Origin of the sequence: Streptomyces sp. NPDC020983 (assembly GCF_044333485.1) — a bacterium.
Taxonomy (GTDB): Bacteria; Actinomycetota; Actinomycetes; order Streptomycetales; family Streptomycetaceae; genus Actinacidiphila.
In genome coordinates this window covers 78236-103993 of the sequence record NZ_JBIRRA010000001.1, presented here as the reverse complement: position 1 = coordinate 103993, position 25758 = coordinate 78236, and the positions used below count along the sequence as shown (strand labels likewise).

The window sequence follows — 25758 nt, the reverse complement described above, 5'->3', positions numbered from 1 at the left end:
GCAAGGCAGGTGGGAGAAATCCTGGGCGTCGCAGCGAGAGGGGATGCCGTCCGCATCAATCGAAGCGCTTCGACGTTGCGGTGAGAGTAACGACGGCATACACGTTCGACAAGTGGTTGCGCAAAAACTTTTCTGCGTTCGGCTCTTCATCCACGTCAGGACAATTGGCACTGGTCAGGGCCGGTGAACCGGGCACAGTAACGGCTTTCCCGGCCCCTCGTGATCATTCGCGGTGACATGGTTGACACGGCACCGACCCGCATGTCAGCGTCGAAGCGTTTCACCTCGGGTGTGTGTCCGCGTGCCGCCGGGCGCGTCCGCGACGCCCGGTGGCCCGCCCGTCCCGGAGCCGCCCTGGACCGCGCACCCGCGGGCTCCTTCCCCCCGCCGTCCACGTGCTGCCCGGCCCGCCGACGGCACCCGCACCGCTTACGTACGGCCTGCCCTCTCCTCCTCCAGACGCGGCCCAACGCCGCACTTCTCAAGGGGTTTTCCGCTGTGAGTACCGTCTCCGTGCCCGCCGAGCTGCCCGCCGAGCCGCCCGCGGACCCGCCCGTGGACCCCGCTGTGCGGCAACTGCCCTTCCGCGACCCGTCGCTGCCGATCGGCGAGCGCGTCGACGACCTGCTCGGCCGGCTCACCCCCGGCGAGCGCGTCGCGATGCTGCACCAGTACGCCCCCGGCGTCCCGCGGCTGGGCGTCGGCGCCTTCCGGACCGGCACCGAGGCGCTCCACGGCGTCGGCTGGCTCGGCCCCGCGACCGTCTTCCCGCAGGCCGTCGGCCTCGGCGCCACCTGGGACGACGAGCTGCTGCACGCGGTCGCCACCGCGACCGGCACCGAGCTGCGCGCCTACCACCACCACCGCGCCCCCTCCATCGGCGAGGGCCGCACCAGCCTCCAGGCCTGGGCGCCCGTCGTGAACCTGCTGCGCGACCCGCGCTGGGGCCGCAACGAGGAGGGCTACTCCGAGGACCCGCTGCTGTCCGCGCGGCTCGGCCACGCCTTCTGCCGCGGCCTGGCCGGCGACGACCCGCAGCGGCTGCGCACCGCGCCCGTCCTCAAGCACTTCCTCGCCTACAACAACGAGGACGGCCGCACCACCACCTCCTCCGGCGTGCGCCCGCGCGTGCTGCACGAGTACGACCTCGCGGCCTTCCGGCAGCCGGTCGCCGAAGGGTCGGCGACCGGCGTGATGGCCGCGTACAACCTGGTCAACGGCCGCCCCTGCCACGTCACTCCGCTGCTGGAGAACGAGCTGCGGCGATGGGCCGAGCCGACGGGGCGGGAACTGTACGTCGTCAGCGACGCCGAGGCGCCCTCCAACCTCGTCGAGGACGAGCACTACTTCGACGACCACGCCGTCTCGCACGCCGCCGCGCTGCTCGCGGGCATCGACAGCTTCACCGACCACGCCGACGACTCCTCCGTGACCGTCGCCCGCATCACCGAGGCCCTCGACCGCGGGCTGCTCACCGCGTCAGACGTCGACCGCGCCGTGCGCCGGCAGCTGTCGATCCGCTTCCGGCTCGGCGAGTTCGACCCGGACGGCGGCCCGTACGCGGACACGCCCTGGGAGGTCGTCGACTCCGCCGAGCACCGGGCGCTCGCCCTGCGGGCGGCCACGGAGGCGGTCGTGCTGCTCAAGAACGCCGCGGCCGAGGGGGACGCGGGCGCGCTGCTGCCGCTGGCCGCGGAGGGCCGGCGCGTCGCCGTCGTCGGGCCGCTCGCGGACAGCCTCTTCGAGGACTGGTACAGCGGCACGATGCCGTACCGGGTGACGGCCGCGGACGGACTGCGCGAGGCCGTCGAGGCGGTCGGCGGCAGCACCGAGGCGGTCGAGGGCGTCGACCGTGTCGTGCTGCGGTCCGCCTCGACGGGCGGTCTGCTCGGCGCCTTCGGCGCGGACGCCCGGCTGTCGGTGGGGGCGGCCGGAAACGATGACGAGGCGGCTCCCGCCGAAGAGGCGGCGCTCTTCGACCTCTTCGACTGGGACCTCGGCGTGCTCACCCTGCGGAACGTGCGCACCGGGCGCTACGCCGGGCTCGTCGACGCGGACGCCTCGCTCGCCGCCGACCGCGTGCAGCCCGCGGGATGGGACGTGCACGAGACCTTCCGGCTCGAACCGGCCGGCGACGGCGGGGCGCTGGCGCTGCGCGCGGTGCACGGCGGGCGGTACGCGGTCGTGGACCCGGCCACCGGCGAGGTCACCATGACCGCCGAACACGCGCAGGACGCCGAGCACTTCACGCTCACCGTCGTCCGGGACGGCGTCGGGCAGGCGGTCGCCGCGGCGGCCCGGGCGGACGTGGCCGTCGTCGTCCTCGGCAACGACCCCATCATCAACGGCCGCGAGACCCAGGACCGCGCCGGTATCACCCTCCCGCCCGCGCAGGAGCGGCTGCTGAAGGCCGTCGCCGCCGTGCGCCCCGAGACGGTGCTCGTCGTCATGAGCAGCTACCCCTACGCCGTGGACTGGGCCGAGGCCCGCGTCCCCGCGGTGCTGTGGACCTCGCACGCCGGGCAGGAGACCGGGCACGCCCTCGCCGCCGTCCTGCTCGGCGCGGCCGACCCCGCCGGGCGCCTCCCGCAGACCTGGTACCGCGCGGACGACCCGCTGCCCGAGCGCCTCGACTACGACATCATCAAGGCCGGCTGGACGTACCAGTACCACCGGGCCGCGCCGCTCTACCCGTTCGGGCACGGGCTGTCCTACACGGACTTCACGCTCTCCGGGCTCAGCCTGTCCGCGGACACCGTCGGCCCCGACGGCACCCTCACCGCGAGCGTCACCGTCACCAACTCCGGCACGCGCGCGGGCGTCGAGACCGTGCAGCTGTACGTACGGGCGTGCGCCGCCGGGACGTACGAGGCGCCGCGGCTCAGGCTCGCCGCCTACGCCAAGGCCCGGCTCGCCGCGGGCGGGTCCACGCGGCTCACCTTCCCGCTGGCCGCGGCGGAGGCACTCGCGCACTGGTCGGTACGGGAGGGCCGCTTCACCGTCGAGCCCGGCGCGTACGAGGTGCTCGCCGGGCGGTCGGCGGGCTCGCTCCCGCTGGCCGCGCCGCTCACCGTCGCCGGACCCGCACCGGCGCCCCGCGCCGTCGTCGGCCGCCGGATCGCGGCGGTGGACTTCGACGACCACGAGGGGGTGCAGCTCGTGGACGCGACACGGTCCGCGGGCGACGCGGTCTGCCCCGCCGGGGAAGCGGCCGAACTCCTCTACCGCGCCGCGGACCTGGACGGCGCCCGCCGCTTCTCCGCGGAGGTCGCCCGCGAGGCGCCCGGCGACGCGGCCCTGGAGGTACGCGCCGGCGGCTCGCTCCTCGCGGCCCTCGCGATCCCCTCGACCGGCTCCCGCTACCACTGGACCTCGGTCTCGGCAGACCTCCCCGCCCTGCCGGGCGGCGTCCACGACCTGACCCTCACCGTGCGCGGCGCGGCCCGTCTGCGGGCCTTCACCTTCGAGGGCTGACCGTTCGGAGCCCGCCCCGCCGGGCGGGCCTGCCCAGGGGCGCGGGGACCGGCCGTCCGCGCGCGGGGCGTCACCGGCCCGAGGGGGCGGCTCGCTCCGTGCCGGACCACCGGCCGGCGGGCCGTCGCCCGCGCGGTGCCCCGCGCCGCCGTGAACGCTCGCCCCCCGCGCGGGGGGCGAGCCCGGATCCCCCGGGCGCGAGGGGAAACCGACCGCACCTGGTCAGGACGTGTTCACGTCATGGACAGGGAGTGCCATGATGCTGGCGCACGGAGACTACCCGCCGGTAAGCGGGGGGTGAGGACGACATTCCGACCGCGTCAGGAGAGTTCGGCATGGCCTCTTACAGCAGGCGCAGGTTCCTCGGTGGTGCCGCGGCGGTGGCCGCGGGACTGGGGCTCGCGGACAGCCCGTACGCCTCCGCCGCCGCGTACGACCGCGCGCTCGCCACCACGGCGGCGCGGGCCGTGCAGGTGGCGGGCACCACGCTGGAGCAGGTGGCGGCCCCGGTGGGGACGGGGCCCTACGTGCGGCTGGGCGCCGGGCCGGGGTGGCCGGTCGTCGTGCGGACCGAGCTGGCCGCGGGCGCCGCGGGCCGGGACGACCGCCGCACCGGCCTCGCCTCCTTCGTGCAGTTCACCGACCTGCACCTCGCGGACACCGAGTCACCGGTGCGGTTCGAGTACCTGGCGCCCTTCATCGACTCGGCCCACCGCCCGCACGAGACGCTGACGGTACGCGGCGCCGCGTCCCTCGTGGAGCGGGTGAACGCGCTGGCGGGCGGCCCGTACACGGGCCGGCCCTTCTCGCTCGTGATGGCCACCGGCGACAACACCGACAACCACGAACTCGTCGAGCTGGACTGGTACCTGTCGGTGATGAGCGGCGGCGCCGTCACCCCGTCCACCGGCGACACCAGCCGCTACGAGGGCGTGCAGAACTCCGGCTCCTCCGCCTACTGGAACCCCGAGTCGGGATTCCGGGACGACTACAAGGCCAAGGGCTTCCCGCAGGTGCCCGGCTTCCTGAGCGCCGCGGGGCGCCCGTTCACCGCCACCGGCCTGCGCACCCCCTGGTACACGACGGTCGGCAACCACGACGACAGCATCGAGGGCACCCTCCCGGACCTCGGCCTGCTGGGCTCGCTCTACACCGGCGGCAACAAGATCGAGGGCCTGGACTCCGCGACCGCCGCCAAGCTCGCCGACGCCATCCAGCACGACCCGGCGAGCGCCGTCGTGCTGCTCGGCCAACTGCTCGCCACCGGCCCCGTCCGCAAGGTCACCCCGGACGCGCGCCGCGCACCCTTCACCCCCAAGCAGTTCGCGGCCGCGCACCTCAACTCCGCCTACACCGGTGCGGGCCCGTACGGCCACGGCTTCACGCAGTCGGCGGCCGACAGCGGCAAGCTCTACTACACCTTCCCCGTCGCCCCCGGCGTGCTGGGCATCAGCCTGGACACCACCAACCGGGCGGGCTGGGCGGACGGTTCGATCGGCACCGCGCAGCTGAAGTGGCTGGAGTCGGTGCTCCAGAGCGTCGCCACCCACTGGTACGACACGGACGGCAACGTGGTGCGGCGCGGCTCGCAGGACCAGTACGTGCTGGTCTTCAGCCACCACACGAGCACGACGATGGGCAACACGCTGCCCGACCCGTACAACCTCTTCGAGGCCCGGCACAGCGGCGCCGAGCTGGTGTCCCTGCTCCAGCGCTACCCGAACGTGCTCGCGTGGATCAACGGCCACACGCACGCCAACCAGATCACCCCGCACGCGCACGCGGTCGCGGAGCGGTCCTTCTGGGAGATCAACACCGCCTCGCACGTGGACTTCCCGCAGCACGCCCGCGTCATCGAGGTGGCCGACAACGGCGACGGCACGCTGTCGCTCTTCACCACCCTCATCGAGTCCGCCGCGCCCTACACCACCGACTTCGGCGACACCTCCGAGCGCGGCCTCGCGGCCCTCTACCGCGAGCTGTCCTACAACGACCCCTACGCGACGCCCGCCGCCAAGCTCGGCGCCGCCGGGGACCACAACACCGAGCTGCTGCTCGCCCGTCCGGGCGCCTGAGCAGCGCGCCGCCGGTCCCGGCGGGGGTTCCGCCATGGCCCCCGCCGGGACCGCGGAGGTAGGCTCACCCGCGGCTGGGGAGCTGACGTGAGCAGGGGTTTGCCGTGTACGTGACGCCGGAGCCGTCCTCGCCGGTCTGGTACGACCGCCCCGCCGCGCGCTGGGTCGACGGGCTGCCCGTCGGCAACGGGCGGCTGGGCGCGATGGTCTGGGGTCCGCCGGAGGACCAGCGGCTCTCCCTCAACGAGGACACCTTCTGGTCGGGGCCGCCGCCCGCGGGGCGTCCCGCCGTGCCCGCGGGGCTGCTCGACGACGTCCGCGCCGACCTGCGCGCCGGGCGCCACACCGCCGCGGGGGAGCGGCTCAAGGCCGCGCAGGGCCGGGGCGCGGAGGCGTACCAGCCCGTCGGCGACCTGGTGCTGCGCGTCACCGGGCAGGACGGCGCGGCCCTGCCCTTCCGCTTCCGCGAACTGGACCTCGGCACGGGCGTGGCCCGGTACGTCGCGGACGGCGCCGAGCAGACCGTCTTCGCCGACACCGCCACCGGGCTCCTCGTCATCGGCCTGCGCGCCCCCGGCGGCGGCCGCCTGTCCGCCGAGCTGAGCTGGCGCACACCGCACCTGCGGCACTCCGTACGGACGGTGGGAGGCGACGGGATCGCACTGCTGCTGCACGCCCCCTCGCACGTCGGCGACGACGAAGGGCACCGCCCGGTCGTCGAGCACGGCGACGGCGGCATGGCCGCGGCCGCGCTCGCCCGCGTGCACTGCCACCGCGAAGGCGGCGGCCAGGACGGCGGCGGTGGCGACGGCGGCACGGTCGAGGCCGCGGACGGCTGCCTGCGGGTGCGCGACGCCCCGGGGTGCACCATCCTCGTCGACGTCCGCACCGGCTTCACCGCCTGGAACCGCGCCCCGCGCACGGACCCGGAGGAGTGCCTCGCCCGCGCCGCCGAAGCCGTCGCCCTCGCCCGCGGCCGGGCGGCGGACCTGCTGCCCGCGCACGCCGCCGGGCACGCGGCCGCGATGGGCCGGGTACGGCTGCGGATCGGATCCGGCGAGCACGCGCCCGCCCCGCTCGACGTACGGCTGCGCGCCTCGCAGGCCGGGCCGAGGGACGAGCAACTCGCCGCCGTCCTCTTCGACTTCGGCCGCTACCTGCTGCTGGCGAGCTCCCGCCCCGGCACGCAGGCCGCGCACCTCCAGGGGCTGTGGAACGACTCCGTCACCCCGCCCTGGCACTGCGACTACACCGTCAACATCAACACCCAGATGAACTACTGGCCCGCGGAGTCCACCGCGCTCCCCGAATGCCACGGCCCGCTGCTCGACCTGGTCGCCGACCTCGCGGACGCCGGACAGGGCGTCGCCCGCGAGCTGTACGGGACGGACGGCTGGACGTGCCACCACAACACCGACCTGTGGCGGGCCACCTGGCCGGTCGGCGACGGCAACGACGACCCCGTGTGGTCCAGCTGGCCACTCGGCGGTGCCTGGCTCAGCCTCCACCTCGCCGAGCACTGGCGCTACGGCCGCGACCGCCGCTTCCTGCGCGAGCACGCCTGGCCCGTCGCCGCCGGAGCCGCCCGCTTCCTGCTCGGGCTGCTGCACGAGGACCCCGACGACCCCGCGGGGCACCTGGTCACGGCGCCCGCCACCTCACCCGAGAACCGCTTCGCGACCCCGGACGGACCCGCGTCCGTGGACCGCTCCACCACAATGGACCTCACCCTCGCCCGCGAACTCTTCGGCTTCCTCACCGAATCCGCCGCCGAGGCCGGACCCGCCGCCGATCCCGGACTGGTCGCCGAGATCGCCGCCGCCCTGCCCCGGCTGCGGCCGCCCGGCGTGGGCAGCCGCGGCGAACTGCTCGAATGGCACACCGAACGCCCCGAGACCGAGCCGCACCACCGGCACGTCTCGCACCTCGTCGGCCTCCACCCCGGCCGCACCCTCACCGACCCCCGGCTGCGCGCCGCCGCCCGCCGCAGCCTGGAGCTGCGCGGTGACGAGGGCACCGGCTGGTCCACCGCGTGGAAGACCGCCCTGTGGGCGCGGCTCGGCGACGGGGCCGCCGCGCACCGGCTGCTCGGCGTGATGCTGCGGCCCGTCGGGGACGACACGGACGGCGGCGGGGTCTACCCCTCGCTGCTGTGCGCGCACCCGCCCTTCCAGATCGACGGCAACCTCGGGGCGGCGGCGGCGATCGCCGAGATGCTCGTCCAGAACCGCGGCCCCGAACTGCTGCTGCTCCCCGCGCTGCCGCCCGCGTGGCCGGAGGGCGCGGTCAGCGGGCTGCGCGCGCACGGCGCGGTCACCGTCGAGCGGCTGACGTGGGCGGACGGCGTGCTGGCGGCGGCGACGCTGCGGGCCGCGCGCGACACCACCCTCACCGTCCGCTGGCCCGGCGCCCACCGCACCCTCGGCCTGCGCGCGGGCACCGCCCACCACCTCACCCCGTGAACGTCAGGCAGCATCGGCGTTGTTGCCCACCCGGCCCTGACGGCGGCGCCAACTCGCGTACGGTGGTGGCGATGTGACGGCTCAGCAGTGACGGCGGCGCCGCCGTTCAGCGCGGCCCTCCCGGATCAGGCCGGGAGGGGCGGGCGGTGCCCGGCAGCGAAGGGATGCAACGCATGTCCGAGGACCTGGCCCGGCCCGACGCCGACGCAGCGGACGGCGAACCGCCCCTGATCGACACGAGCGTCGCCCACTCCGCGCGCGTCTACGACTTCATCCTCGGCGGCAAGGACAACTACCAGGTCGACCGCGAGGCGGCCGAGCAGATGCTCGCCGGCTGGCCGAACCTGCGCACCTCGATGCGGGAGAACCGCAGGTTCATGCACCGCTCGGTGCGGTACGCCGCCGAGCAGGGCATCGACCAGTTCCTCGACATCGGCACCGGCATCCCGACGTCGCCCAACCTGCACGAGATCGCCCAGGAGGTGAACCCGGCCGCACGCGTCGTCTACGTCGACAAGGACCCGATCGTCTTCGTGCACGCCGCGGCCCGGCTCACCGGCACCCCCGAGGGGAGGATCGCCTACCTGCGGGCGGACATGCACGACCCCGAGGCGATCCTCTCCTCGCCCGAGGTGACCGGCACGCTCGACCTCGGCCGCCCGGTGTCGCTGTCGCTCATCGCCGTCCTCCAGTTCGTGCTGGACAAGGAGGAGGCGTACGCGCTCGTCCGCGGCTACCTCGACCGGCTCGCCCCCGGCAGCATGCTCACCATCACCACGGTGACCACCCACACCGACCCGGAGGACGCGAGCACCGTCACCGCCGAGTACACCAAGCGCGGCCTCCCGGTCCGCGACAGCACCCGCGCCGACGTCGAACCGTTCTTCGAGGGCCTGGAGCTGACCGAGCCGGGCGTCACCCTCATCCACCGCTGGCGCCCCGAGCCCGGCACGGAGGACTCCGTCAGGGACGACGAGGTCGCGATGTACGCGGGCGTGGCCCGCAAGCCCTGACCCGCCCTCGCGCCGGCCGCCCCGCGTTCCGTGCGCGGGGCGGGCGCGTCCCTACCGGCCCGGGACGATCTCGGCGCTCACGACCCGCCCCCCGCACGGCGCCTCGGCGACACCCCACCGCGCGCAGAGCGCGTCCACGAGCAGCAGACCCCGCCCGTCCACGTCCCCCGGCCCCGGCTCCCGCCGCTCCGGCCGGTCCGGCGTCCCGCCCTGGTCCTCGATCTCCAGCCGCACCCTGACCCCGTCGAAGTGCACCCGGCACTCGAAGACCGGACTCGCGGTGTGCCGCACGGCGTTCGTCGTCAGCTCACTCACCAGCAGCGCCGCCGTCTCCACGGTGTCGGAGTCGCACCCCGCCCCGCCCAGGTACGCCCGCACCCGCCGCCGCGCCACGGCGATCGCCTCCCCGCGCGCGGGAAGCGCGAACCCCAGCCCCGCCGTCATCGCGCCCCCCGGCCGGAAAGCGGACGCCGTCGCCGTACCGGACGATCCGATACCGGACCGCCGTGGGATGTCGTTGCTCGGTAAGGCCACGGTGTGCGTTCCTCTCAACGGGAGGCGTACGTGCCAGGCGTTCAGGCGGACCGCGGTGACGCCACGTCACAATATGCCCATGGGCAACGCAAGTTGGCAAGGAACACTGTGTAATTTGCAGATCCGGAAGTCCAGGATGTGTCCCGGCAGGCGGCCGCGTGACCGTTTCCGCCCGGAGTGGGCGGACCCGGCGCCCGCCGCCCGGGCCGGGTCACCTGCCGGCGGGGTGTCCCGGGGCCCGCGGGCGGGCCGGTGGGCGGCCCGTCCCGCGGGAGCTGCCGTCGTTCTCAGGCCGTGAGGATGAGCATGATGCATTTGTCCTCGTGCATCGTCGGCGCGGCGTGCGGCACCTCCTTGGGTGTCCGGCTCCGGTCGGACGGGGGGGAAAGGGGGGAAAGCGCGGAAAGGGACGCCTCCGGGATTTGACGTGCCGCTGGCATATGCTCCATGCTTGCCGTTGCCGGGGTGGAGAGCCCGGGAGTCGCTGCTTCCGCGGTGCCGATTGCGGCCGCCCATGCCAGGCAGCCGACGAAGGCCGCGATGGTTATGTGCGTACGTGTCTTGCGCATGTATTTCCTGAGGGCTGGTGATCCATGGGAGTGGATCACGGTACCCCTGTGCTATTCCGGCGTGCAAAACCGCTGCCGCCGCCGTTCGTTATGGCCGAATTGCCCTCGGCCAGTGACCGCCGGAAGCGTTTACGCGCGTGGCGGTCAGGTGGGCCGTCGGCCCCGCAGTTCCGCCAGGCGATGGCCAATGCTCTGCGTCTCGCGGTGCTTGTGCGCACGCGCGACATCGAAAGCACGTTGCAATAGCGCGGCCGCCTCGGACAGCGCCCCCGAGGCGCGGTGGACGTCGGCGAGCAGGACGTGCGTCTCGACGACCTCGTCCGAATCCTGCGTCCTGACGGCCGTTGCGAGGGCCGCCCGCGCGTGGTGCGCGGCGGTGCCGAGCCGGCCCGCTTCCAGCTCCAGTTGGGCGAGACCCCGCAGGGCCTGCGTCTCCTGGTGCGCTGCGCCGATGTCCTGCGCGAGGCGGAGGGCCTCGGCGAAGCTCTCCGCGGCCGGGCCGTGCTCGCCCTGGGCGCGGAATGCTCCGCCCATGCTGATGAGGGTGTCCGCCTCGCCTTTGCTGTCTATCAGGGACCGGAAGACGGAAAGTGCTTCCCGGCACAATTCCATGGCGGCCGAGGGCTGCCCCAGCTCCGTGAGGACATCCGCCAGACTGCAGCGCACGGTCGCCTGGGCGTGGCGGTTTCCCGAGTCGTCCAGCCGGCGCACCGATTCCTGGAACGCGCGCCGGGCCTTCTCGAATTCCCCCTTTCGCTGGAACAGGTCCCCGACGTTGTTCTGTGCCACCGCCGCGAATTCCATGTCGCCGGTCTCGGTGAATCCGTCCGTGGCACTCTGGAAGTGCTCCAGCGCCATGTCGTAGTCGCCCAGATAGAGGTGTGTGACCCCGGCGTTGTTGTGCAGGCGGGAAATCAGCCTCCTGTCGCCGGACTTCGCTGCGGCGGTGAAGGCCCGCTCGAAGCTCCGGAGGGCCAGGTGGTGATCCCCCCTGTGCCAGCACAGGGTCCCCGCCACGCGAAGCGCCTCCGCCTCGGCGGTGGGGTCGGCGAGGGCGACCGCCAGGTCGAGGGCACGGGAGGCGGTGTCGGCCGCGCGGTCGTACCGGCCCATGCTGGCCAGGGCGTCGGACAGGCGGACGAGGGCGTGGGGCAGGCGCGGGGTGGGGGTACCGGTGTCCCAGTGGGACACCGCCCGGGTGAGGAGGTCGACGGCGGGCGGCCAGAAGCACTCGGCGTTGAGGTATCCCGATACGGCGAAGGCGAGTTGGGCTGCAAGCCCGGTGTGGCCGCGGGCGTGCGCCATGCGTTCCACCGCGAGCACGTTTTCGCGCTCCGCCGCCAGCCAGGCAATTGCTGAGGGTGCGTCAGTAAACGGTGCCGGGGTCGCGTCGGCGTCGCCGGAATCGCGGGGCCGGCGACGATAGGCCACGCGATCTGCCTGGTCCACGGTGTGGACGTAGTAGTGGATCAGCCGCAGGGTGATGTGCTCGCGCAGCGCCTCGCCGTCCTCGCCCGTCGCCAATTGCACGGCGTATTCGTGCAGAAGATCATGAAACGTGCAGCGATCCGCCACCGGCTCGCGCAGCATATGCGCCGCCAGAAGCTGCTCCAGTATTTCCTCCGCCGCCCCCGGCGTGATGTTCAGGATCGCCGCGGCCGCGGGGGCGGTGATGTCGGGGCCGGGGTGGAGGCTCAGGCGGCGGAAGGCCTGGCGCTGGGGGAGAGGGAGGCCCAGGTAGGAGAGCTGGAAGGCCGTGCGCAGGGCGGTGCCGCTGGTGTCGCGGATCTGGTCCAGGCGGTCGGGGCCGGTGAGGCGGTCGTGGAGGGCGGCCAGGGTCCAGGCGGGGCGTGCCTGGAAGCGGTTGGCCACCAGCTCTATCGCGAGGGGCAGGTATCCGACGAGGTGGACGATCCGGGCGACCCCCTCCTCGTCGGCGGTGCGGTCGTCGCCTGCGAAGCGGCGGAAGAGGGCGCTCGCGTCGGCGGCGGGGAGGACGTCGAGGTGGAGGGCGCGCGCGGCGGGCAGGCCGGTGAGGTGGCGGCGGCTGGTCAGGATGACGAGGGAGGGCGTGCCGTGCGGCAGCAGCGGGCGGACCTGCTCGGCGTCGGCGACGTCGTCGAGGACGATGACCGCCCGCCGCCGTGCGAGCGTCGTGCGCCACAGCTCGGCGAGTTCGCCCGCGTCGAGGGGTAACTCCGCGGAGGGTGTGCCGAACTCCCGCAGTAGCCGGGTGAGCGCGTCCGCGGGCGTCATGGGCTCCTGCACGGCGGAGTGGCCGCGCAGGTCGAGGCACACGCAGCCGTCCGGGTAGCTCGCGGCGAGAGCCGCCGCGCTCTGGACCGCGAGCGCGGTTTTGCCGATTCCGCCCATCCCGCTCACGGACTCCAGCGCCACCACCGCGCCGGTCGCAGGGTCGGCCGGGGTGGCGAACGCGGCGGTGAGAAGGCGGAGTTCGTCGTGCCGGCCGATGAGCGGCAGTTGGTTCGGGAGACTGCGGGGCGCGTGCCGTGCCGCGGTCTCCGGGGGCGGGGCGGGAGGTGCGGTGGCCGGCGCCGCGGGGCGGGGTGCGACCGTCTCGCGGATCAGCTCGTCCACCGGCTGCTGGCGCAGCACGCCCGTGTAGATGCGCCTGAGGGCGTCTCCCGGCCGCGTCCCGTACTGCTCCATCAGCAGCCGCCGCGCCCGGTCGTAGACGCGCAGGGCGTCGGTGTACCGCTCGCTGCCGTAGTAGGCGAGGGTGAGGAGGCCGAGGAGGGTCTCGTCGTCCGGGTGCTCGGCGACGAGGAGGTCGAGGTCCGGCACGAGTTCGCGGTAGTGGCCCAGGCGCAGCTCCAGGGAGATGCGGGAGACGGCGGCGGCCAGCCGGCGTTCGGCGAGGGAGCGCCGTACGGTCTCGGCCCACAGGCCCGTCAGCCCGGTGAGGGCCTCGCCCTGCCAGAGGCCTTCGGCCTCACGGAAGAGGCGCAGCGCGGTGGTGTCGTCGGCCTGCGCGGCCAGGCGCAGCAGCTGCTGGAAACGGTGCCAGTCGACGGCGCCGGGGTCGGCTTCGAGGACGTACGCGTGGTCCTGGCGGGTGATGCGCGGGGCGTCCGGGGTGCGGGCGGCCCTGCGGAGCCGGCCGCGCAGCCGGGAGACGTACGTGTGGGTGCTCTCCCGGGCGTGGCCGGGGGCCGCACCGTCCCAGAGACGGCCGATGAGGGTGTGCATCGGGACCGGGCGGCCGACGTCGAGCGCCAGCGCGGCGAGGACGGTGCGCTCCTTGGGTGAGCCGAGCGCGAGGCGTTGACCGCCGGCGTGCACCGCCACCGGACCGAGCAGTCGGAAATCCACCAGCGCCCGCCTTCCCCCGGCTGGCCGTCCTTCATTCCCCGCTGGTCTTCCTTGATGATGAGCATGACACGAACGTGCGAATGGTCACCAGGGACCGTGGACGGGCTGGCCGATTCGGTGCGGGGGGCCGCCCGGCGTGCGTCTCCCGTGCGCCGTACGCGCGTTTGGCATATGCGTGCGGCACGGGCCGCGCGGGCCGGATCCCCGGCGGGCCGACTAGGGGGCGCAGATGGACCGTTCGCCGTACGAGAGCCATCGCAACAGCATCGCGGGAGACGCGCACCTCGCCGGCCCCACGATCCAGGCCAGGGACATCCACGGCGGGGTGCACCTGCACGCGCCGGCGCCGCGCACGGTGCCGCAGCAGCTACCACCTGTTCCCGGCCATTTCGTGAACCGGCGAGCAGAACTCGCCGACCTGGACGCTCTGGCCGGCCGTCGTGGTGACGCGGCCGCGGGGGCCGTCCCGCTGATCGTCGTCAACGGGCCCGCGGGCATCGGCAAGACCACCCTCGTCGCCCGTTGGCTCCGCGGGCGGGCCGCGGACTTCCCGGACGGGCTGCTCTACGCCGACCTGCGCGGCCACACCCCGGACGGGGCGGCGGCGCCCGGCGAGGTCCTGGGCCGTTTCCTGCGGGCGCTGGGCGCCGTGTCCGTACCGGCGGATCTCGCCGAGCAGACGTCCGAGTGGCGCACGCGCTCGGCGGGCCTGAAGGTCGCCGTGCTGCTCGACAACGCCTTCACCGCGGCGCAGGTCCGCCCGCTGCTACCCGTGGGGCCGGGCAGCGTCACCGTCGTCACCAGCCGCAGCCGGCTCACCGGACTCGTTCTGGACGGCGCCGCCTTCCACCGCCTGCACGGCATCGGTCCGGCGGACGCCGTGGAGCTGCTCTCCCACGGCATCGGGGCCGCGCGTGTCAGCGGCGAACTGGCTGACGCGCGAAGAATCGTGGACCTGTGTGCGGGCCTGCCGCTCGCCGTCTGCCTCGCGGCCGCACGGCTCGCCTCGCGCCCGCGGCAGCGCGTCGCGGCGCTCGCCGAGGCGCTCGCGCCCGACGCGGACGGGCTCGCGGCCCTCGACATCGAAGGAGAGACCACCGTGCGCAAGGCCCTGGACGCCACCTACGCAACCCTCGCCCCGGACGCCGCGCTCCTCTACCGCCGGCTCGGCCCGCTCCCGCTCACCGCCTTCGACCCGCTCACCGCCGCTGCCGCCTGCGCCCGCCCGGCGCGCTGGGCCGAGGACCGCCTCGACCAGCTCACGGAGGCCAACCTGCTGGAGGCCACCGGGCCCGACAACGGCGGCCGTGGTCCCGGCTACCGCTTCCACGACCTCGTCCGCGTCCACGCCCGCGCCCTGGGGGACGCCGACACCTCGGACGGCGGTGCGGACACGACGCTGCGCCGGGTCTGCGACTGGTTCCTGCACTGCGCCACCGCCGCCCAGGCGCGCCTGACCGCCGCGCAGTTGGTCCTCGCACGCGACTACCTCCACCCGCCCGTCGACCTGCCGCCGCCCTTCACGGACGACGCCGGCGCGATCCGCTGGCTCGACACGCGCCGCCACGACCTCATGACCCTGCTGCGGGCCGCCGCCGACCGCGGCTGGCACGCCCTCGCCTGGCAGACCGCCGACGCGATGTGGCCGCTGTTCCTGCGCATGCGCCACTACGACCTGTGGATCGAGGCGTACGACATCGGCCTCGCCGCCGCCCGCGCGGACGGCGATCCGCGGGCCGAGCGGCAGATGCTCAACTCCGGCGCCATCGGCCTCACCGCGGCCCGCCGCTTCGACGCCGCCGTCGTGCGCTACGAGGAGTCCCGGCGCGCCGCGCGCGCCGCCGGGGACGTCCGGGACGAGGGGCAGGCGCTGCTCGGCATCGGCCGCAGCCACCGGGAGGCGGGGCGGCCAGAGGCGGCCGTGCCCTACCTCGAGCGGGCGATCGCGCTGTGGGATGCCTGCGGCTACCGGCGGGGCACGGCCCTGGCCCGCACCGTCCTCGGCGAGATCGCCCTCGCCGCGCGGGACGCCGAGGGCGCTGCCGAGCGCTTCGCGCAGGCACGCGCGGTGCACGCCGAGGTGGGCGACACCCACGACGCGGCCCGCAACCAGGCCCTGCTGGGACGGGCCCGGGCGATGGGCGGCGACCACCGGGGCGGCGCGGCCGAGATGGACGGCGCGCTTGCCGTCTTCACCTCGTCCGGTGCGGTGCTGTGGCAGGCCCGCACCCTGGAGATGCTCGGCGACAGCGCCCACGAGCGGGGCGACCACCGGGCGGCGGCCGCCCTGCACACGCGGGCGCTGGCCTGCTACGAGCTCACCAGCCCGGCGGACGCCGGCCGGCTGCGGGACGCCACGGGCGCGCCGCCTCCGCCCACGGGGTCCGAGGCAGCGGACGCGCCCGGGAGTGCGCCGCCCGGCACGGACGCGGCTGGGCAGGCACCGCCGGATGCGCCGCGACGGTGACCGCGGCGTCGGCGATTCCGCGCAGGGTGGCCTCGGGTACGAGAACGAGGCAGGCGTGCAGGCACGACGGCACCAGCGGGTGCCGGCCGGTACCCGGCGCGGGGCCGAGGGGCGGCGCGCCCAGGACGAGCACGCCGGGGCGGGCCGCCCCGGCGACCGCCCATCCGCCCTCTGCGAGGGGCACGGCGGCGAGCGCGGCGCCCGGGTACCGGAGCAGCGCCGCCGCGAGCCACCCGCGCGCCTCGTCCGCCGCCCGGACCCGGCTGCCGGTGAGGACGTCGGCGCAGGCGGCGGCGTGCTCGTCCGGGCAGGTGTCGGTGTCGACGGCGACATGCTCGTCGACCGCGGCGGGCCGCCCGGGCACCGTCCCGAGCGGGCCGGGCGCTCCCGGCACGGCGGTGAGCGCCACGCGCCGCACCCCCCACCGCAGCGTCACCGTGACCCCGGCCGCGCCCGCCGGGCCGGCGTCTCCCGGGACAGCACCCGGCTCGTGGCGGCGTACCGTCACCAGGCCGCTCACGCCGATCGCCGGTCCGGGCCGCCCACCAGCACCTGCCACGGGGGCGGCACCGGCAGGGGTTCGGTCAGCGCGGCGTGGGCGGGCTCGCCGAGGCCCAGGAACTGGTAGAGCAGCGTGCGCATGTTGCGCCGGAAGCGGCCCGGCTCCGACGTGATCCGGGCCGCGATCGCCGCCCGCTCGGCGTCCCGCCGCTCGGCGGCGGCGTAGGCGAGCTGGTCCACCAGCGGGTGGCCCGGCGACAGCGCCGGTACGGTACGGGCCAGTGCCGCAGCCGGTGAGGCCGGGTTGATCTCCTCGGCGGCGGGTCCGGCGAGCAGCAGCGCGGCCTTCGTCAGCGTCCCGTACACGGTGACCGATCCGTGGTCGCCGATGACGACGTCGGCGGCGACGAGCACGCTGCGCCAGTCCACCTCGGGCGGCACCAGGGCGATGCCCGCCTGCCGGCAGCGGGCCATCCAGGAGCGCACCTGGTAGGCGCCGTGCCCCGCGTACACGTTCGGATGCACGAGGATCGCCACGCGGTGCGACTCGCGCGGCAGTTCGCCGAGCAGCCGCGGCAGCAGCGCCTCGAAGCGGCTGAAGGACGACCACGGCCCCCACGTGGAGGCGGCCACCACGAGTTTGCGCCGTCCCGTGAGCCCGAGCGCGCGGCGGAAGCGCGGGCGCAGCGGCAGGCTCGCGACGATCCGGTCGTGCACCGGGTCGCCGACCACCCGTGCGAGCGGTACCGCCTCCGGGCACTGCCGCCGCAGGTCGCGCAGGTCCGCGCGATGTGGGAGGACGACGGCCGCGGGCAGTTTCCCCGCGGCCACCAGGTCCACCCGGCGCAGCCCCGCCACCCCCGGATCGCTCGTTCCGAGTACGCGTTTGAGGTAAGCGGCGCCGTGCGGCATCGTCACCAGCGGCGCGCGTATCGCCCCGGCGCCGATCCGGCCCGCGGCGAGCGCGAGGTCGAAGTCCATCGCCATGGCCTCTTCCCACGGGATGACGGCGCATCCCATGCGGGCGAGGAGGGCCGGTACCTCGTCCCCGAACGTGTGCGGTGGCACGGTGAACACCACCTGCACCCGGAAGTCCCCGTCGACCACGGACAGCACGTCCGTGAGCCGCTTGACGTAGGTGACGGTCTGGGCCACCACCAGGATCCTCTTGCACCCGACAACCGTCAGGTACTGGCGCGTTGACGCGCCCGGTACCCTTCCGACCGGTCGTAACGCTGACACGCAATCCCCCAGGATTTCGTCTGACTGCCGCGGACGGTCCGCCGCCCGCACCTGGTGACGGGATGCCCGGGCGGGGGGACGGAAGTCTGGCGGGACGCTTGCAGGAAGCTTGCAGAAGCCTGGAGGTCCGGCCGGAGCCTTCCGTTCCGTGAGCGGCGACGCGCCCGGTGGCCGGATTCGCACACCCGAACGGCCTGATCCCCCGTTCGTGAGTTTCCGTCCCGGGGCCGGACACCGCGGGCTGACGCTCGTGAGGGCGGCATCCGGCATGTGCCGCCCGGAAGTTGCGAGCCCAGGGGGTTGCGATGGCGGAGCGGGCGGCAATGCGGGCGGGGCTGGACGGGCAGGCGGTGCTGGTGGCCGTCGGGGTGGCCGACGCGGCGCTCGGCGCGCTGGGGGCGGCCGTCGGGGCGGTGCGCGAGCTGCTGGGGCGGGCGGACGGGGCCGAGCTCGCCGAGCAGGCGGGGCAGGACCTCGCCGCCCGCGGGCGGCTGGCGCTGGACCGGCACGTGCATCTGCCGCCCGCGTATCTGGAGGTGCTGGCCCGGCGTTCGCAGGCCGCGCGGGAGGCCGGTGGCGGCGGTGCCTGAGGGGTGGGCGCAGGAGTGGGAGCCCGCGGCCTTCAAGGGCCGGGTGGACGGGGTGCTGCGCGAGTTCGTGGGCGGCGAGGCCGCGCAACTGGCCGCGGTCGACACGCAGTTGGCGCCCGTCGCCGAGCAGCTCGCGGCCGCCGCGGTGGACGGCAAGCGGCTGCGCGCCGCCTTCTGCTACTGGGGCTGGCGCGCCGCCGGACAGCCGGAGAGCGACGCGCTGCTGCGGGCGGCGGCGTCCATGGAGCTGGTGCACGCCGCCGCCGTCGTGCACGACGACCTCATCGACGACAGCCCGCTGCGGCACGGCCGCCCCACGGCGCACATCGCGCTGCGCCCCGCCGTCCGCGGGCGGCCCGCCGCCCCCGCCGCCGCGCGCTCGCTCGCGATGCTGGTCGGTGATCTGCTCATGGCCCTGGCCGGGCAGCTGTTCGCCACCAGTGGGCTGCCCGCCGCCTACCTCGCGCGGGCCCGCCCGCTGTGGGCGGTGATGGCGCGCGAGCTGATCGCGGGCGAGTGCCTGGAGATCCTGCGGACGGGCGCCGCCGCGGACACCGAGGCGTCGCTGAAGGTCGTGCGCTACAAGACCGCCAAGTACACGGTCGAGCACCCGCTGCTGATCGGCGGCGCGCTGGCCGGCGCGGGCGGGCGGCTGCGCGCGGGCTACTCCGCCTACGCGCTGCCGCTCGGCGAGGCGTTCCAGCTGCGCGACGACCTGCTCGGCATCTTCGGCGACCCGGAGCGTACGGGCAAGAACGGCGCCGACGACATACGCGGCAGCCGCCCCACCGCGCTGCTCGCGCAGACCTGGCAGCTCGCCGGGACCGCCGACCGGGCCAGGCTGCGCGCCGCGCTCGGCAGACGCGGGCGCGACGCGGGCGGCGCCGCGCTGGACGCCGTGCGCGAGGTCATGCGGCGGCTGCGGGCGCCCGAACGCGTCGAGGACATGATCACGGCGCGGGTCACCGCGTCGCTGGACGCGCTGCGCGGGCTGGACGTCCCGGCGCACGCGGCGCGTGCGCTGACCGTCCTGGCCCACTCCGCGACCGAACGCACGGCCTGAGCGCCCCGGGGGCCACCCCGCCGCCCTTCCCCCGCCCGGACGGCCGGCCCGGCCGGCCCGGTCCCGCCCCCCTGCGCACCCGCCCGCAGGGACCCGCCCGCGTGCCCGCCGCCCCGCGCAGGGCCCCAGCCGCCGTACCCGCCCACGACGCTGCCGCGTAGGACCCCGCGCGTGCGATCCGCGCGCCGAGCCGAGGAGCCCCGCCATGACCGCCACCGACGACGCCTCCATGGACGCCCTGCTGCACGCCGGCGACGAACTCGCCGACGCCACCGTCGCCGCGCTCTTCGCCCGCGGCGAGGTCGGCACCTTCAACACCCTCATGCGCTACATGTCCACCGCCGGTTCCCCGCTGCCCGAGGGGCTCCCGGACGTCGCGCGCGACTACCTGGAGGCCACCCGCGTACCGCCGTCGTGGGTGGACTGGGAGGAGATGGAGCGGGCGCGGCTCTTCTTCATCGACAACAACGTCCACATCTCCACCGCCCTCTCCTTCGCCTCCATGCCCGCCTGCTACCTCGTGCCGCGCGTCGCCCGGCTGCTGTCCACGACGCACGGGCTCAGCTACCCGTCCAAGCGCATGGCGGAGACGGGCCAGTTCACCGTCCACCTGATGCAGCCGGACGCCTTCGAGGCCGGCGGCCGGTTCGTTCCCGCCGCACAGAAGGTGCGGCTGCTGCACGCGTCCATCCGCCACCACCTCGCGCGCGACGGCCACTGGGACACCGCCGCGCTCGGAACCCCCATCTGCCAGCAGGACATGATCGGCGGGCAGATGTTCTTCTCCCTGCTCGTGCTCGACAGCCTGCACCGGCTCGGCGTCCACATGACGCAGGAGGGCGCCGAGGCGTACTACTACGCGTGGCGTGTCGTCGGCGCGATGCTCGGCGTCGACCAGGACGCCGTGCCCCGGACCCTGGACGACGCGCGGCGGTTCCTCGACCGCTACATGCTGGCGACCATGGGCCCCTCGAAGGAGGGCGCCCACCTGACCCGGCAACTCATCGACCTCTACGAGGAAGTGGTGCCCGGCACCTTCCTCGACCCCGCCGTCTCCGCCCTCATCCGCTACCTCGTCGGCGACACGTGCGGCGACTGGCTGGGCGTGCCCCGCACCCCCTGGGACACCGTCGTACGCACCGTCCCGCACCTGCTGAACGTCCTGGAGACGATCGAGGACCGGTCACCCCTCGGCGCCTGGGCGCTGGACCGCCTCGGCCACCTCACGACCGCCCTGGAGCTCTCCTCCCTCACCCGCGGCCGCGTCATGCACTACGCCATCCCCGAGCAGCTCCGGAAGGACTACGGCGTCCCCGACCCCCTTCCGCGCACGCGCCGCTGGACGCCGCCGCCCCCGTCCGCGGACTGAAGCGGCGGGGGCGCGGGCGGGGCGGGTCAGCAGCCGTCGTGCTCCGGTGAGAACGTCATGCGGTCGCCGCTGTCGAGGTTCTGGGCGTCGAGGTAGACGCTCTTCCCGACGCGGTACCAGACGTCGTCGCGGGACTTCCTGCCCACGTCGTCCAGGCGCACGCACCAGCGTGCCGGGGAGTCGACCCGGCGGTAGGTCTCCGTGCCCTTCTGCACGCTGGAGCACACGCTGGTGTTCTCGGTGGTGTACCAGGTGCGCTTGCTGCTTCCGCGCCCCGAGGTGTGCTTGACCCGCTTGGTGCCGGGACGGCAGCTCCGCACCATGTGGGGGCGCTTCCCGAGGCTGGTCACCTCCGCGACGTGCCGGGTGGTGTCGAGCCGGCCCGACACCTTCTGCGCCCCGCCGCAGGCCGCGAGCCCCGCCGCGACGGCCAGGACCGTCACCGTGAGCGCCGCCCGGCGTGTCGCGCGTATGTGGTGCCGCATGTCTCCCCCTCGCCCCCGCGCCCGTTCACCCGCCGGCGGCGGGCACGGCCGCGCGGCCCCCCCAACAGGCGCGGAAATCCCCTGGATTATGCCGGACGGCCGCCCGCGTGCCGCAACGGTGTGCGCATGCGGGCGGCTGGTGCGCGGGCCCGGCACCGGTCCGGCGCCGGGCCCGCGTCGACCGCCGGTCCGCGGGGGTCAGCGGACGGGCGGGGCCGAGGGGCCGGGGGTCATCCCGCCTGCTGCCGCCCGGGGACGTTGACGCAGCAGCCGCTTGCCTGCGTGTCCTCGCTGAACGCGACGTCCACCGGCGGGGCCTCGGTCCGGAACTCGCGCGCCGCGTCCTGCCCCAGCACACCGACGTCGAGGGTGCACGCCTCCAGCAGGGTCACGTCCTTCACCCCGGCCTGGCGGCAGAGGGTGAGGGCCTTGTCGTGCAGCTCCTGCGGGAGCTGCTTCTCCCAGAAGGGCGCGGACGGGTCGGCCGCCTGCGTCTTGTCGCCGCAGACCGCGACCAGGGACTGGGCGTCCGGCACCCGCCAGCTGTCCCCGTAGACGCTGTAGAGCGTCTTGAAGTCCAGCGGGATGGGCAGCACCGTGCCCGTGCTCGTCCGCAGCTTGTCGTTCGTCCCGGGCGCGTTGGCCAGCAGGCCGACCACGGGCTGCGGGTAGGAGCCGAGGCCGACGTGGACGTCCACGTAACCGGGGTTGACGGTCGCGGCCATCGAGTCGCCCTGCGGGTCGGTCACGACGTACTGGCTGCCGGTGCGCACGATGCGGTCGCCGGACGGGAGGGTGACCGAGGCGCCGTCGGCGAGGGAGGCGCCGGAACCGTTCACGACCAGGCCGCGCTGGGCGCACACCGCCACCGTGTCCGCGCCCATCTGCGTCGCCACACCGCTGTTGACGGACGCGCCGGGCCAGCCGAGCGGGGCGCCGGAGACCTGGTGGGACTGCACGGTCATCGCCGAGGAGCGGGCGAGGGTGAAGGTGCCCTCGGCCTGGAAGTCGTAGTACGTCCCGCCGAAGGTCTGCAGGTGCGTGTCACCGGTGCCCTGCGCCGAGGCACAGGAGGGCGGCGAGGTCGTGAGGTTGCTCTGGTTGCTGCGCAGCGAGGGCGAGGCGCCGACCCCGTACGCGGGCGTGCCGACGAGGTTGAGGTTGTTGGTCTCGCCGGTGTAGCCGGTCATCAGGCAACTCGGCGCGTTCGTCGTGCCGTTGTGCGTCACGGTCTGGACGGTGAGCGAGGAGCCGGCGTTGAAGTTCGCCGACGAGCCGCCGCCGTTGCCGCCGACCATGAACTCCACGGCGTTCCAGCCCGCCGACAGGCCCAGCATGCTGTCGGCCGTCGACGCGCTCACGGTGCCCGCGCCGGTGTCCATCACCACGGTGTCGAGCGTGCTCGTGACGTTGCCGGACAGCTTCAGGCCGCCCAGGCCGGTGATCGGCTGCGAGGGGACCGCGACGGCGGAGCCGTTGGTGTAGCAGTGGACGGAGTACGTCCACCAGCCCGCCGGGCAGGCGGCGGCGTAGTTCAGGATCCAGAACTGGATGAAGGCCGAGCCGGATCCGGTACCGGGGTTGGCGAAGACGAACTGCTCCCAGCCCTGGCAGCCGGGGTGCCCCGTGCACACCGGGCTGGTGAAGGGCGCGCTGTTGAGCTGGAGCGAGTACGCGTTGGCCACGCCGCCGCTGCTCTCGCTCGTCACGCCGCTCACGGTCGGGAAGGAGCCGGTCGCCCCGGTGAGCAGGCCGCTCACCCCGGCGGAGAAGTCGATGCCGTTGCCGACGGTGTACGGCGTGCCGCCCGTGCCGCCCGTGCCCGCGGGTGCGTTCGCGGCGGCGGGCAGGTGCGGCCCCGCGCCTCCCGCGGCCGGCACGTTCGGGACGTACGGGCGCGGGGGCGCCGTGGTGCAGCCGGTGCTGTGCCAGGACAGCGCCGGGTAGTCCGCGGTGTAGCAGCCCCGGGACGGCGTCGTGAGCTGCGCCATGGCGCTGTGCCACTGCTGCGCGGTCAGCGGGCCGGGGGACGCGGATCCCGCGGCCGTGCCGGACGGGACGAGGAACACCGCGACGAGCGTGGCGACCGCGGTGACGAGGGCCCCGGCGATCCGGCGCGGCCGTGGGGGCGCGGATAAGGAGCGTCTGTCGGACGGGGGTCTGGCAACGGGCATGTTCACGCCTCACCTTCCTGCGGGGCCTGTCCCCGCATTTCGGCGCATCGTAGGCACGTGCCCATGCGTCGTCGATGTCATAAACAGGGCAATCCCGGGTGCGAATGTCTGGAATCTGGTCACTCGCCGGACCCACACGAGTGGTTCACACGTCGCGGCGCCGTCCCGTACCCGCGAGCGGCCCGGACGCGGCCGCGCGCGGACGGGCGGTCGTCAGCTCCCCGGGGTGTACGGCCGCTGCCCGGGCTCCTGGTGCGGCACGGTCTGGCCGCCGCCCGGCAGGGCCGGTGCGGGCAGCCGCGACGCCTCGTAGCCCGCGAGCGTCAGCGGGCCCGCCGTGTCCGGCAGGACGGGCGCCCCGGCGGGGTCGCCGGTCATCCGCAGTGCCGACGTCAGGTCGCCGAAGGTCGCGCGGCGCCAGTCGCCGATGTTGGGCTCCGCCACCCCCGTCCACCTCTCCAGCAGCCGGATGCAGGAGGTGTGGTCGAACCGCTCGCCGGCGACCCAGCCGCCCGCCGTCCAGGGCGAGACGAGGATGCACGGCACGCGGAAGCCGCCGCCGACGGGCTGGCCCGCGACGTACTCGCCGGGCGTACCGGGCGGGGCGGTCGGCGGCACGACGTGGTCGAAGAGCCCGTCGTTCTCGTCGTAGGTGAGGATGAAGAGGGTCTTGGCCCACACCTCGGGGTTGGCGGCGATCGCGCCGATCTTCGAGGCGACGTACGCGGCACCGGCCGCGGGTGTCCCGTCCGGGTGCTCGGATTCGGTGCTGGTGCAGATGATCCAGCTCACCTGCGGCAGGCGGTCGTTGACGGCGTCGTACTCGAAGCTGCCGCGCGGGCCGGGCGCGAGGCCCTTCCGGTGGAGCGGCGATTCCGCCGGGGCCTGCTGGAAACTCCTGAAGTTCTTGAGCATGTTGCAGCCGTAGTCGTCCTGTTCGGCGTAGACCTTCCAGGACACCCCGGCCGCTTCGAGGCGCTCGGCGTACGTCGTCCACGTGAAGCCGCCGGGCGGCGCGGCGTTGCCGGTGACGGGGCCGCCGTTCCTCCCGTCCGGGTCGCAGGTGCCGGTCATCCAGTACAGCCGGTTGGGCCACGTCGGGCCCATCACCGAGCAGTGGTAGTTGTCGCAGATCGTGAACGCGTCCGCGAGCGCGTAGTGGAAGGGGATGTCCCGGCGCGTGTAGTACCCCATGACGTACGGCCCGTTGGCGGCGTCCGCCTCCCGGTGCGCGGCCAGCCAGCCGTCCATCCTTCCGCCGTTCCACGCCTGGTGGTGCACCGACCACGTGTGGCTCGTCGACGGGATCGCCTGCGCCGAACTCGACAGGGTGTCCAGGTGGAAGGGCAGCAGGTAGCCGTCCGGGTGGACGGCGTCGGGCTGGTGGAAGACCGAGCGGCCGGTGCCCAGGGTGACGGCGGCGGGGTCGTCGAAGCCGCGCACACCGGACAGCGTGCCGAAGTAGTGGTCGAACGACCGGTTCTCCTGCATCAGCATCACGATGTGCCCGATGTCGCCGAGCCGCCCGGGACGCCCCGGCGCGGGCGCGTCGGCGAGCGCCTTCTGCACGCTCCGCGGCAGCAGCGACGCCCCGACGCCCGCGGCGCCGGCGGCCGCGGCACGTCCGAGCAGTCTGCGGCGGGTCAGTTCGGCCACGGGTTCTCCTCACGGGTGGTACGCGGCCCGCAGCGGGATCCGCCGCTCAAGGAGACGCCGGGCAGGGGGCGGAAACGCCGGGAACGGGACCGCGGCGCACCGATGATCACCCGCTTGGCACACGGGGCCGCCCGGAGCGGCCGGGGAGGGATCAGCTGCCGAGGACGGCCCGCTGGTAGGCGCGCAGGGCGTCCGGATCGTCGATGCTGCCGTGGTGGTGGTACTGCCGCCAGTGGCCGTCCTCGTAGCGGAAGTACCGGCTGGTGCGGATCTCCAGCGGCGTCCGCGTGCCGTCGGCGGTGGTGTAGCTGCCGCTCTCCCGGCCGGCGAACACGGCGTGGTGCTCGCCCAGGTAGGCGACCACGTCGCCGAAGGTGACCTCCACGGTCACGGACCCGTCGGCGATCCTCGCGTAGAGCCCGGCGATCGCGTCGCCGCCGCGCAGGATGCCGCCCACCGGGTTGTCGAGCTGCGCGAGGGGGTCCGTGGACCAGTTCGCGCGCAGGGCGTCGAGGTCGCGGTTGTTGAGGCCGTGGTAGAAGGTCTCCAGGGCGGCCTCGGCGCCCTTGGCGGAGGGGTCGCCCGTCTCGGAGAGCCGGTCGGCGGCCGAGGACGGGCCGAAGGAGAGGCTGGTCATCTCGATCATGACGCTTTCAACTCCCCTGCCAGCGGGGCCATTCCGTACCCCCGCCCCGCGCGCCGCGCCCGCCGCCGCCGTCCTAGGGTGTGTCCGCAAAGTCCCGTCGTCCGC

The 25758-nt window shown here is 74.6% G+C and carries 16 protein-coding genes; 8 read left to right on the top strand and 8 right to left on the bottom strand.

What is annotated here, in order from left to right; genetic code table 11:
• Nucleotides 1-498: 498 nt before the first annotated feature.
• From ACH4SE_RS00560 to ACH4SE_RS00545, 4 genes are all read left to right on the top strand, one after another.
• Nucleotides 499-3474 (top strand): glycoside hydrolase family 3 C-terminal domain-containing protein, encoded by a 2976-nt coding sequence (locus tag ACH4SE_RS00560; RefSeq protein ID WP_398541052.1) that lies wholly within the window; start codon nucleotides 499-501, stop codon nucleotides 3472-3474.
• A gap of 335 nt (nucleotides 3475-3809) precedes the next feature.
• Nucleotides 3810-5549, top strand: coding sequence for a TIGR03767 family metallophosphoesterase (locus ACH4SE_RS00555; protein WP_398541051.1), 1740 nt, complete (start codon nucleotides 3810-3812; stop codon nucleotides 5547-5549).
• 104 nt (nucleotides 5550-5653) lie between these two features.
• Nucleotides 5654-8011, top strand: a complete 2358-nt coding sequence (locus tag ACH4SE_RS00550) for a glycosyl hydrolase family 95 catalytic domain-containing protein (RefSeq protein ID WP_398541050.1) — start codon at nucleotides 5654-5656, stop codon at nucleotides 8009-8011.
• 173 nt (nucleotides 8012-8184) lie between these two features.
• The gene (locus ACH4SE_RS00545) at nucleotides 8185-9024 is read left to right on the top strand and encodes an SAM-dependent methyltransferase (RefSeq protein ID WP_398541049.1); all 840 of its coding nucleotides are present in this window, start codon (nucleotides 8185-8187) and stop codon (nucleotides 9022-9024) included.
• A gap of 51 nt (nucleotides 9025-9075) precedes the next feature.
• On the opposite strand, the gene ACH4SE_RS00540 is transcribed toward ACH4SE_RS00545, so the two are convergent.
• The 3 genes from ACH4SE_RS00540 to ACH4SE_RS00530 form a co-directional block, all read right to left on the bottom strand.
• Entirely contained in the window at nucleotides 9076-9558 is a 483-nt protein-coding gene (locus ACH4SE_RS00540; RefSeq protein WP_398541048.1) for an ATP-binding protein, read from the bottom strand.
• A 287-nt stretch (nucleotides 9559-9845) separates the two neighbouring features.
• Nucleotides 9846-10127, bottom strand: coding sequence for a hypothetical protein (locus tag ACH4SE_RS00535; RefSeq protein WP_398541047.1), 282 nt, complete (start codon nucleotides 10125-10127; stop codon nucleotides 9846-9848).
• A 144-nt stretch (nucleotides 10128-10271) separates the two neighbouring features.
• Nucleotides 10272-13460, bottom strand: a complete 3189-nt coding sequence (locus ACH4SE_RS00530; protein ID WP_398541046.1) for an AfsR/SARP family transcriptional regulator — start codon at nucleotides 13458-13460, stop codon at nucleotides 10272-10274.
• 229 nt (nucleotides 13461-13689) lie between these two features.
• On the opposite strand from ACH4SE_RS00530, the gene ACH4SE_RS00525 reads away from it, so the two are divergent.
• Entirely contained in the window at nucleotides 13690-15927 is a 2238-nt protein-coding gene (locus ACH4SE_RS00525; RefSeq protein ID WP_398541045.1) for an ATP-binding protein, read from the top strand.
• A 516-nt stretch (nucleotides 15928-16443) separates the two neighbouring features.
• On the opposite strand, the gene ACH4SE_RS00520 is transcribed toward ACH4SE_RS00525, so the two are convergent.
• Nucleotides 16444-17583 carry a hypothetical protein gene (locus ACH4SE_RS00520; protein WP_398541044.1) on the bottom strand — a complete coding sequence of 380 codons (1140 nt, stop codon included), beginning with the start codon at nucleotides 17581-17583 and terminating at the stop codon, nucleotides 16444-16446.
• A 392-nt stretch (nucleotides 17584-17975) separates the two neighbouring features.
• Between ACH4SE_RS00520 and ACH4SE_RS00515 the strand changes: the two genes are divergently transcribed.
• The 3 genes from ACH4SE_RS00515 (at nucleotide 17976) to ACH4SE_RS00505 (ending at nucleotide 20692) form a co-directional block, all read left to right on the top strand.
• Nucleotides 17976-18260 carry a polyprenyl synthetase gene (locus ACH4SE_RS00515; protein WP_398541043.1) on the top strand — a complete coding sequence of 95 codons (285 nt, stop codon included), beginning with the start codon at nucleotides 17976-17978 and terminating at the stop codon, nucleotides 18258-18260.
• Entirely contained in the window at nucleotides 18253-19323 is a 1071-nt protein-coding gene (locus ACH4SE_RS00510) for a polyprenyl synthetase family protein (RefSeq protein ID WP_398541042.1), read from the top strand. Before ACH4SE_RS00515 ends, ACH4SE_RS00510 begins: the two co-directional genes overlap by 8 nt.
• 205 nt (nucleotides 19324-19528) lie before the next feature.
• On the top strand, nucleotides 19529-20692 hold the full coding sequence (locus tag ACH4SE_RS00505) for an oxygenase MpaB family protein (RefSeq protein ID WP_398541041.1): 1164 nt from the start codon (nucleotides 19529-19531) through the stop codon (nucleotides 20690-20692).
• Between the two features lie 26 nt (nucleotides 20693-20718).
• Here the strand turns inward: ACH4SE_RS00505 and ACH4SE_RS00500 are convergent, their stop codons facing one another.
• The 4 genes from ACH4SE_RS00500 to ACH4SE_RS00485 all read right to left on the bottom strand — a co-directional run bounded on the left by ACH4SE_RS00500 (nucleotide 20719) and on the right by ACH4SE_RS00485 (nucleotide 25653).
• Nucleotides 20719-21177, bottom strand: coding sequence for a hypothetical protein (locus ACH4SE_RS00500; RefSeq protein WP_398541040.1), 459 nt, complete (start codon nucleotides 21175-21177; stop codon nucleotides 20719-20721).
• A gap of 230 nt (nucleotides 21178-21407) precedes the next feature.
• Nucleotides 21408-23246: a hypothetical protein gene (locus tag ACH4SE_RS00495; protein WP_398541039.1), complete on the bottom strand. Its 1839-nt coding sequence runs from the start codon at nucleotides 23244-23246 to the stop codon at nucleotides 21408-21410.
• Between the two features lie 318 nt (nucleotides 23247-23564).
• Entirely contained in the window at nucleotides 23565-25007 is a 1443-nt protein-coding gene (locus tag ACH4SE_RS00490) for an alkaline phosphatase family protein (RefSeq protein WP_398541038.1), read from the bottom strand.
• A 151-nt stretch (nucleotides 25008-25158) separates the two neighbouring features.
• Complete coding sequence (locus ACH4SE_RS00485; protein ID WP_398541037.1) at nucleotides 25159-25653, bottom strand: YybH family protein; 495 nt, start codon at nucleotides 25651-25653, stop codon at nucleotides 25159-25161.
• Between the last annotated feature and the right edge of the window lie 105 nt (nucleotides 25654-25758).

Coding starts and splice junctions, on each gene's coding strand:
- ACH4SE_RS00505 (WP_398541041.1), top strand. CDS start 19,529: ATGACCGCCACCGACGACGCCTCCATGGACGCCCTGCTGCACGCCGGC.
- ACH4SE_RS00485 (WP_398541037.1), bottom strand. CDS start 25,653: ATGATCGAGATGACCAGCCTCTCCTTCGGCCCGTCCTCGGCCGCCGAC.
- ACH4SE_RS00555 (WP_398541051.1), top strand. CDS start 3,810: ATGGCCTCTTACAGCAGGCGCAGGTTCCTCGGTGGTGCCGCGGCGGTG.
- ACH4SE_RS00525 (WP_398541045.1), top strand. CDS start 13,690: ATGGACCGTTCGCCGTACGAGAGCCATCGCAACAGCATCGCGGGAGAC.
- ACH4SE_RS00545 (WP_398541049.1), top strand. CDS start 8,185: ATGTCCGAGGACCTGGCCCGGCCCGACGCCGACGCAGCGGACGGCGAA.
- ACH4SE_RS00535 (WP_398541047.1), bottom strand. CDS start 10,127: ATGCGCAAGACACGTACGCACATAACCATCGCGGCCTTCGTCGGCTGC.
- ACH4SE_RS00500 (WP_398541040.1), bottom strand. CDS start 21,177: ATGCGGCACCACATACGCGCGACACGCCGGGCGGCGCTCACGGTGACG.
- ACH4SE_RS00515 (WP_398541043.1), top strand. CDS start 17,976: ATGGCGGAGCGGGCGGCAATGCGGGCGGGGCTGGACGGGCAGGCGGTG.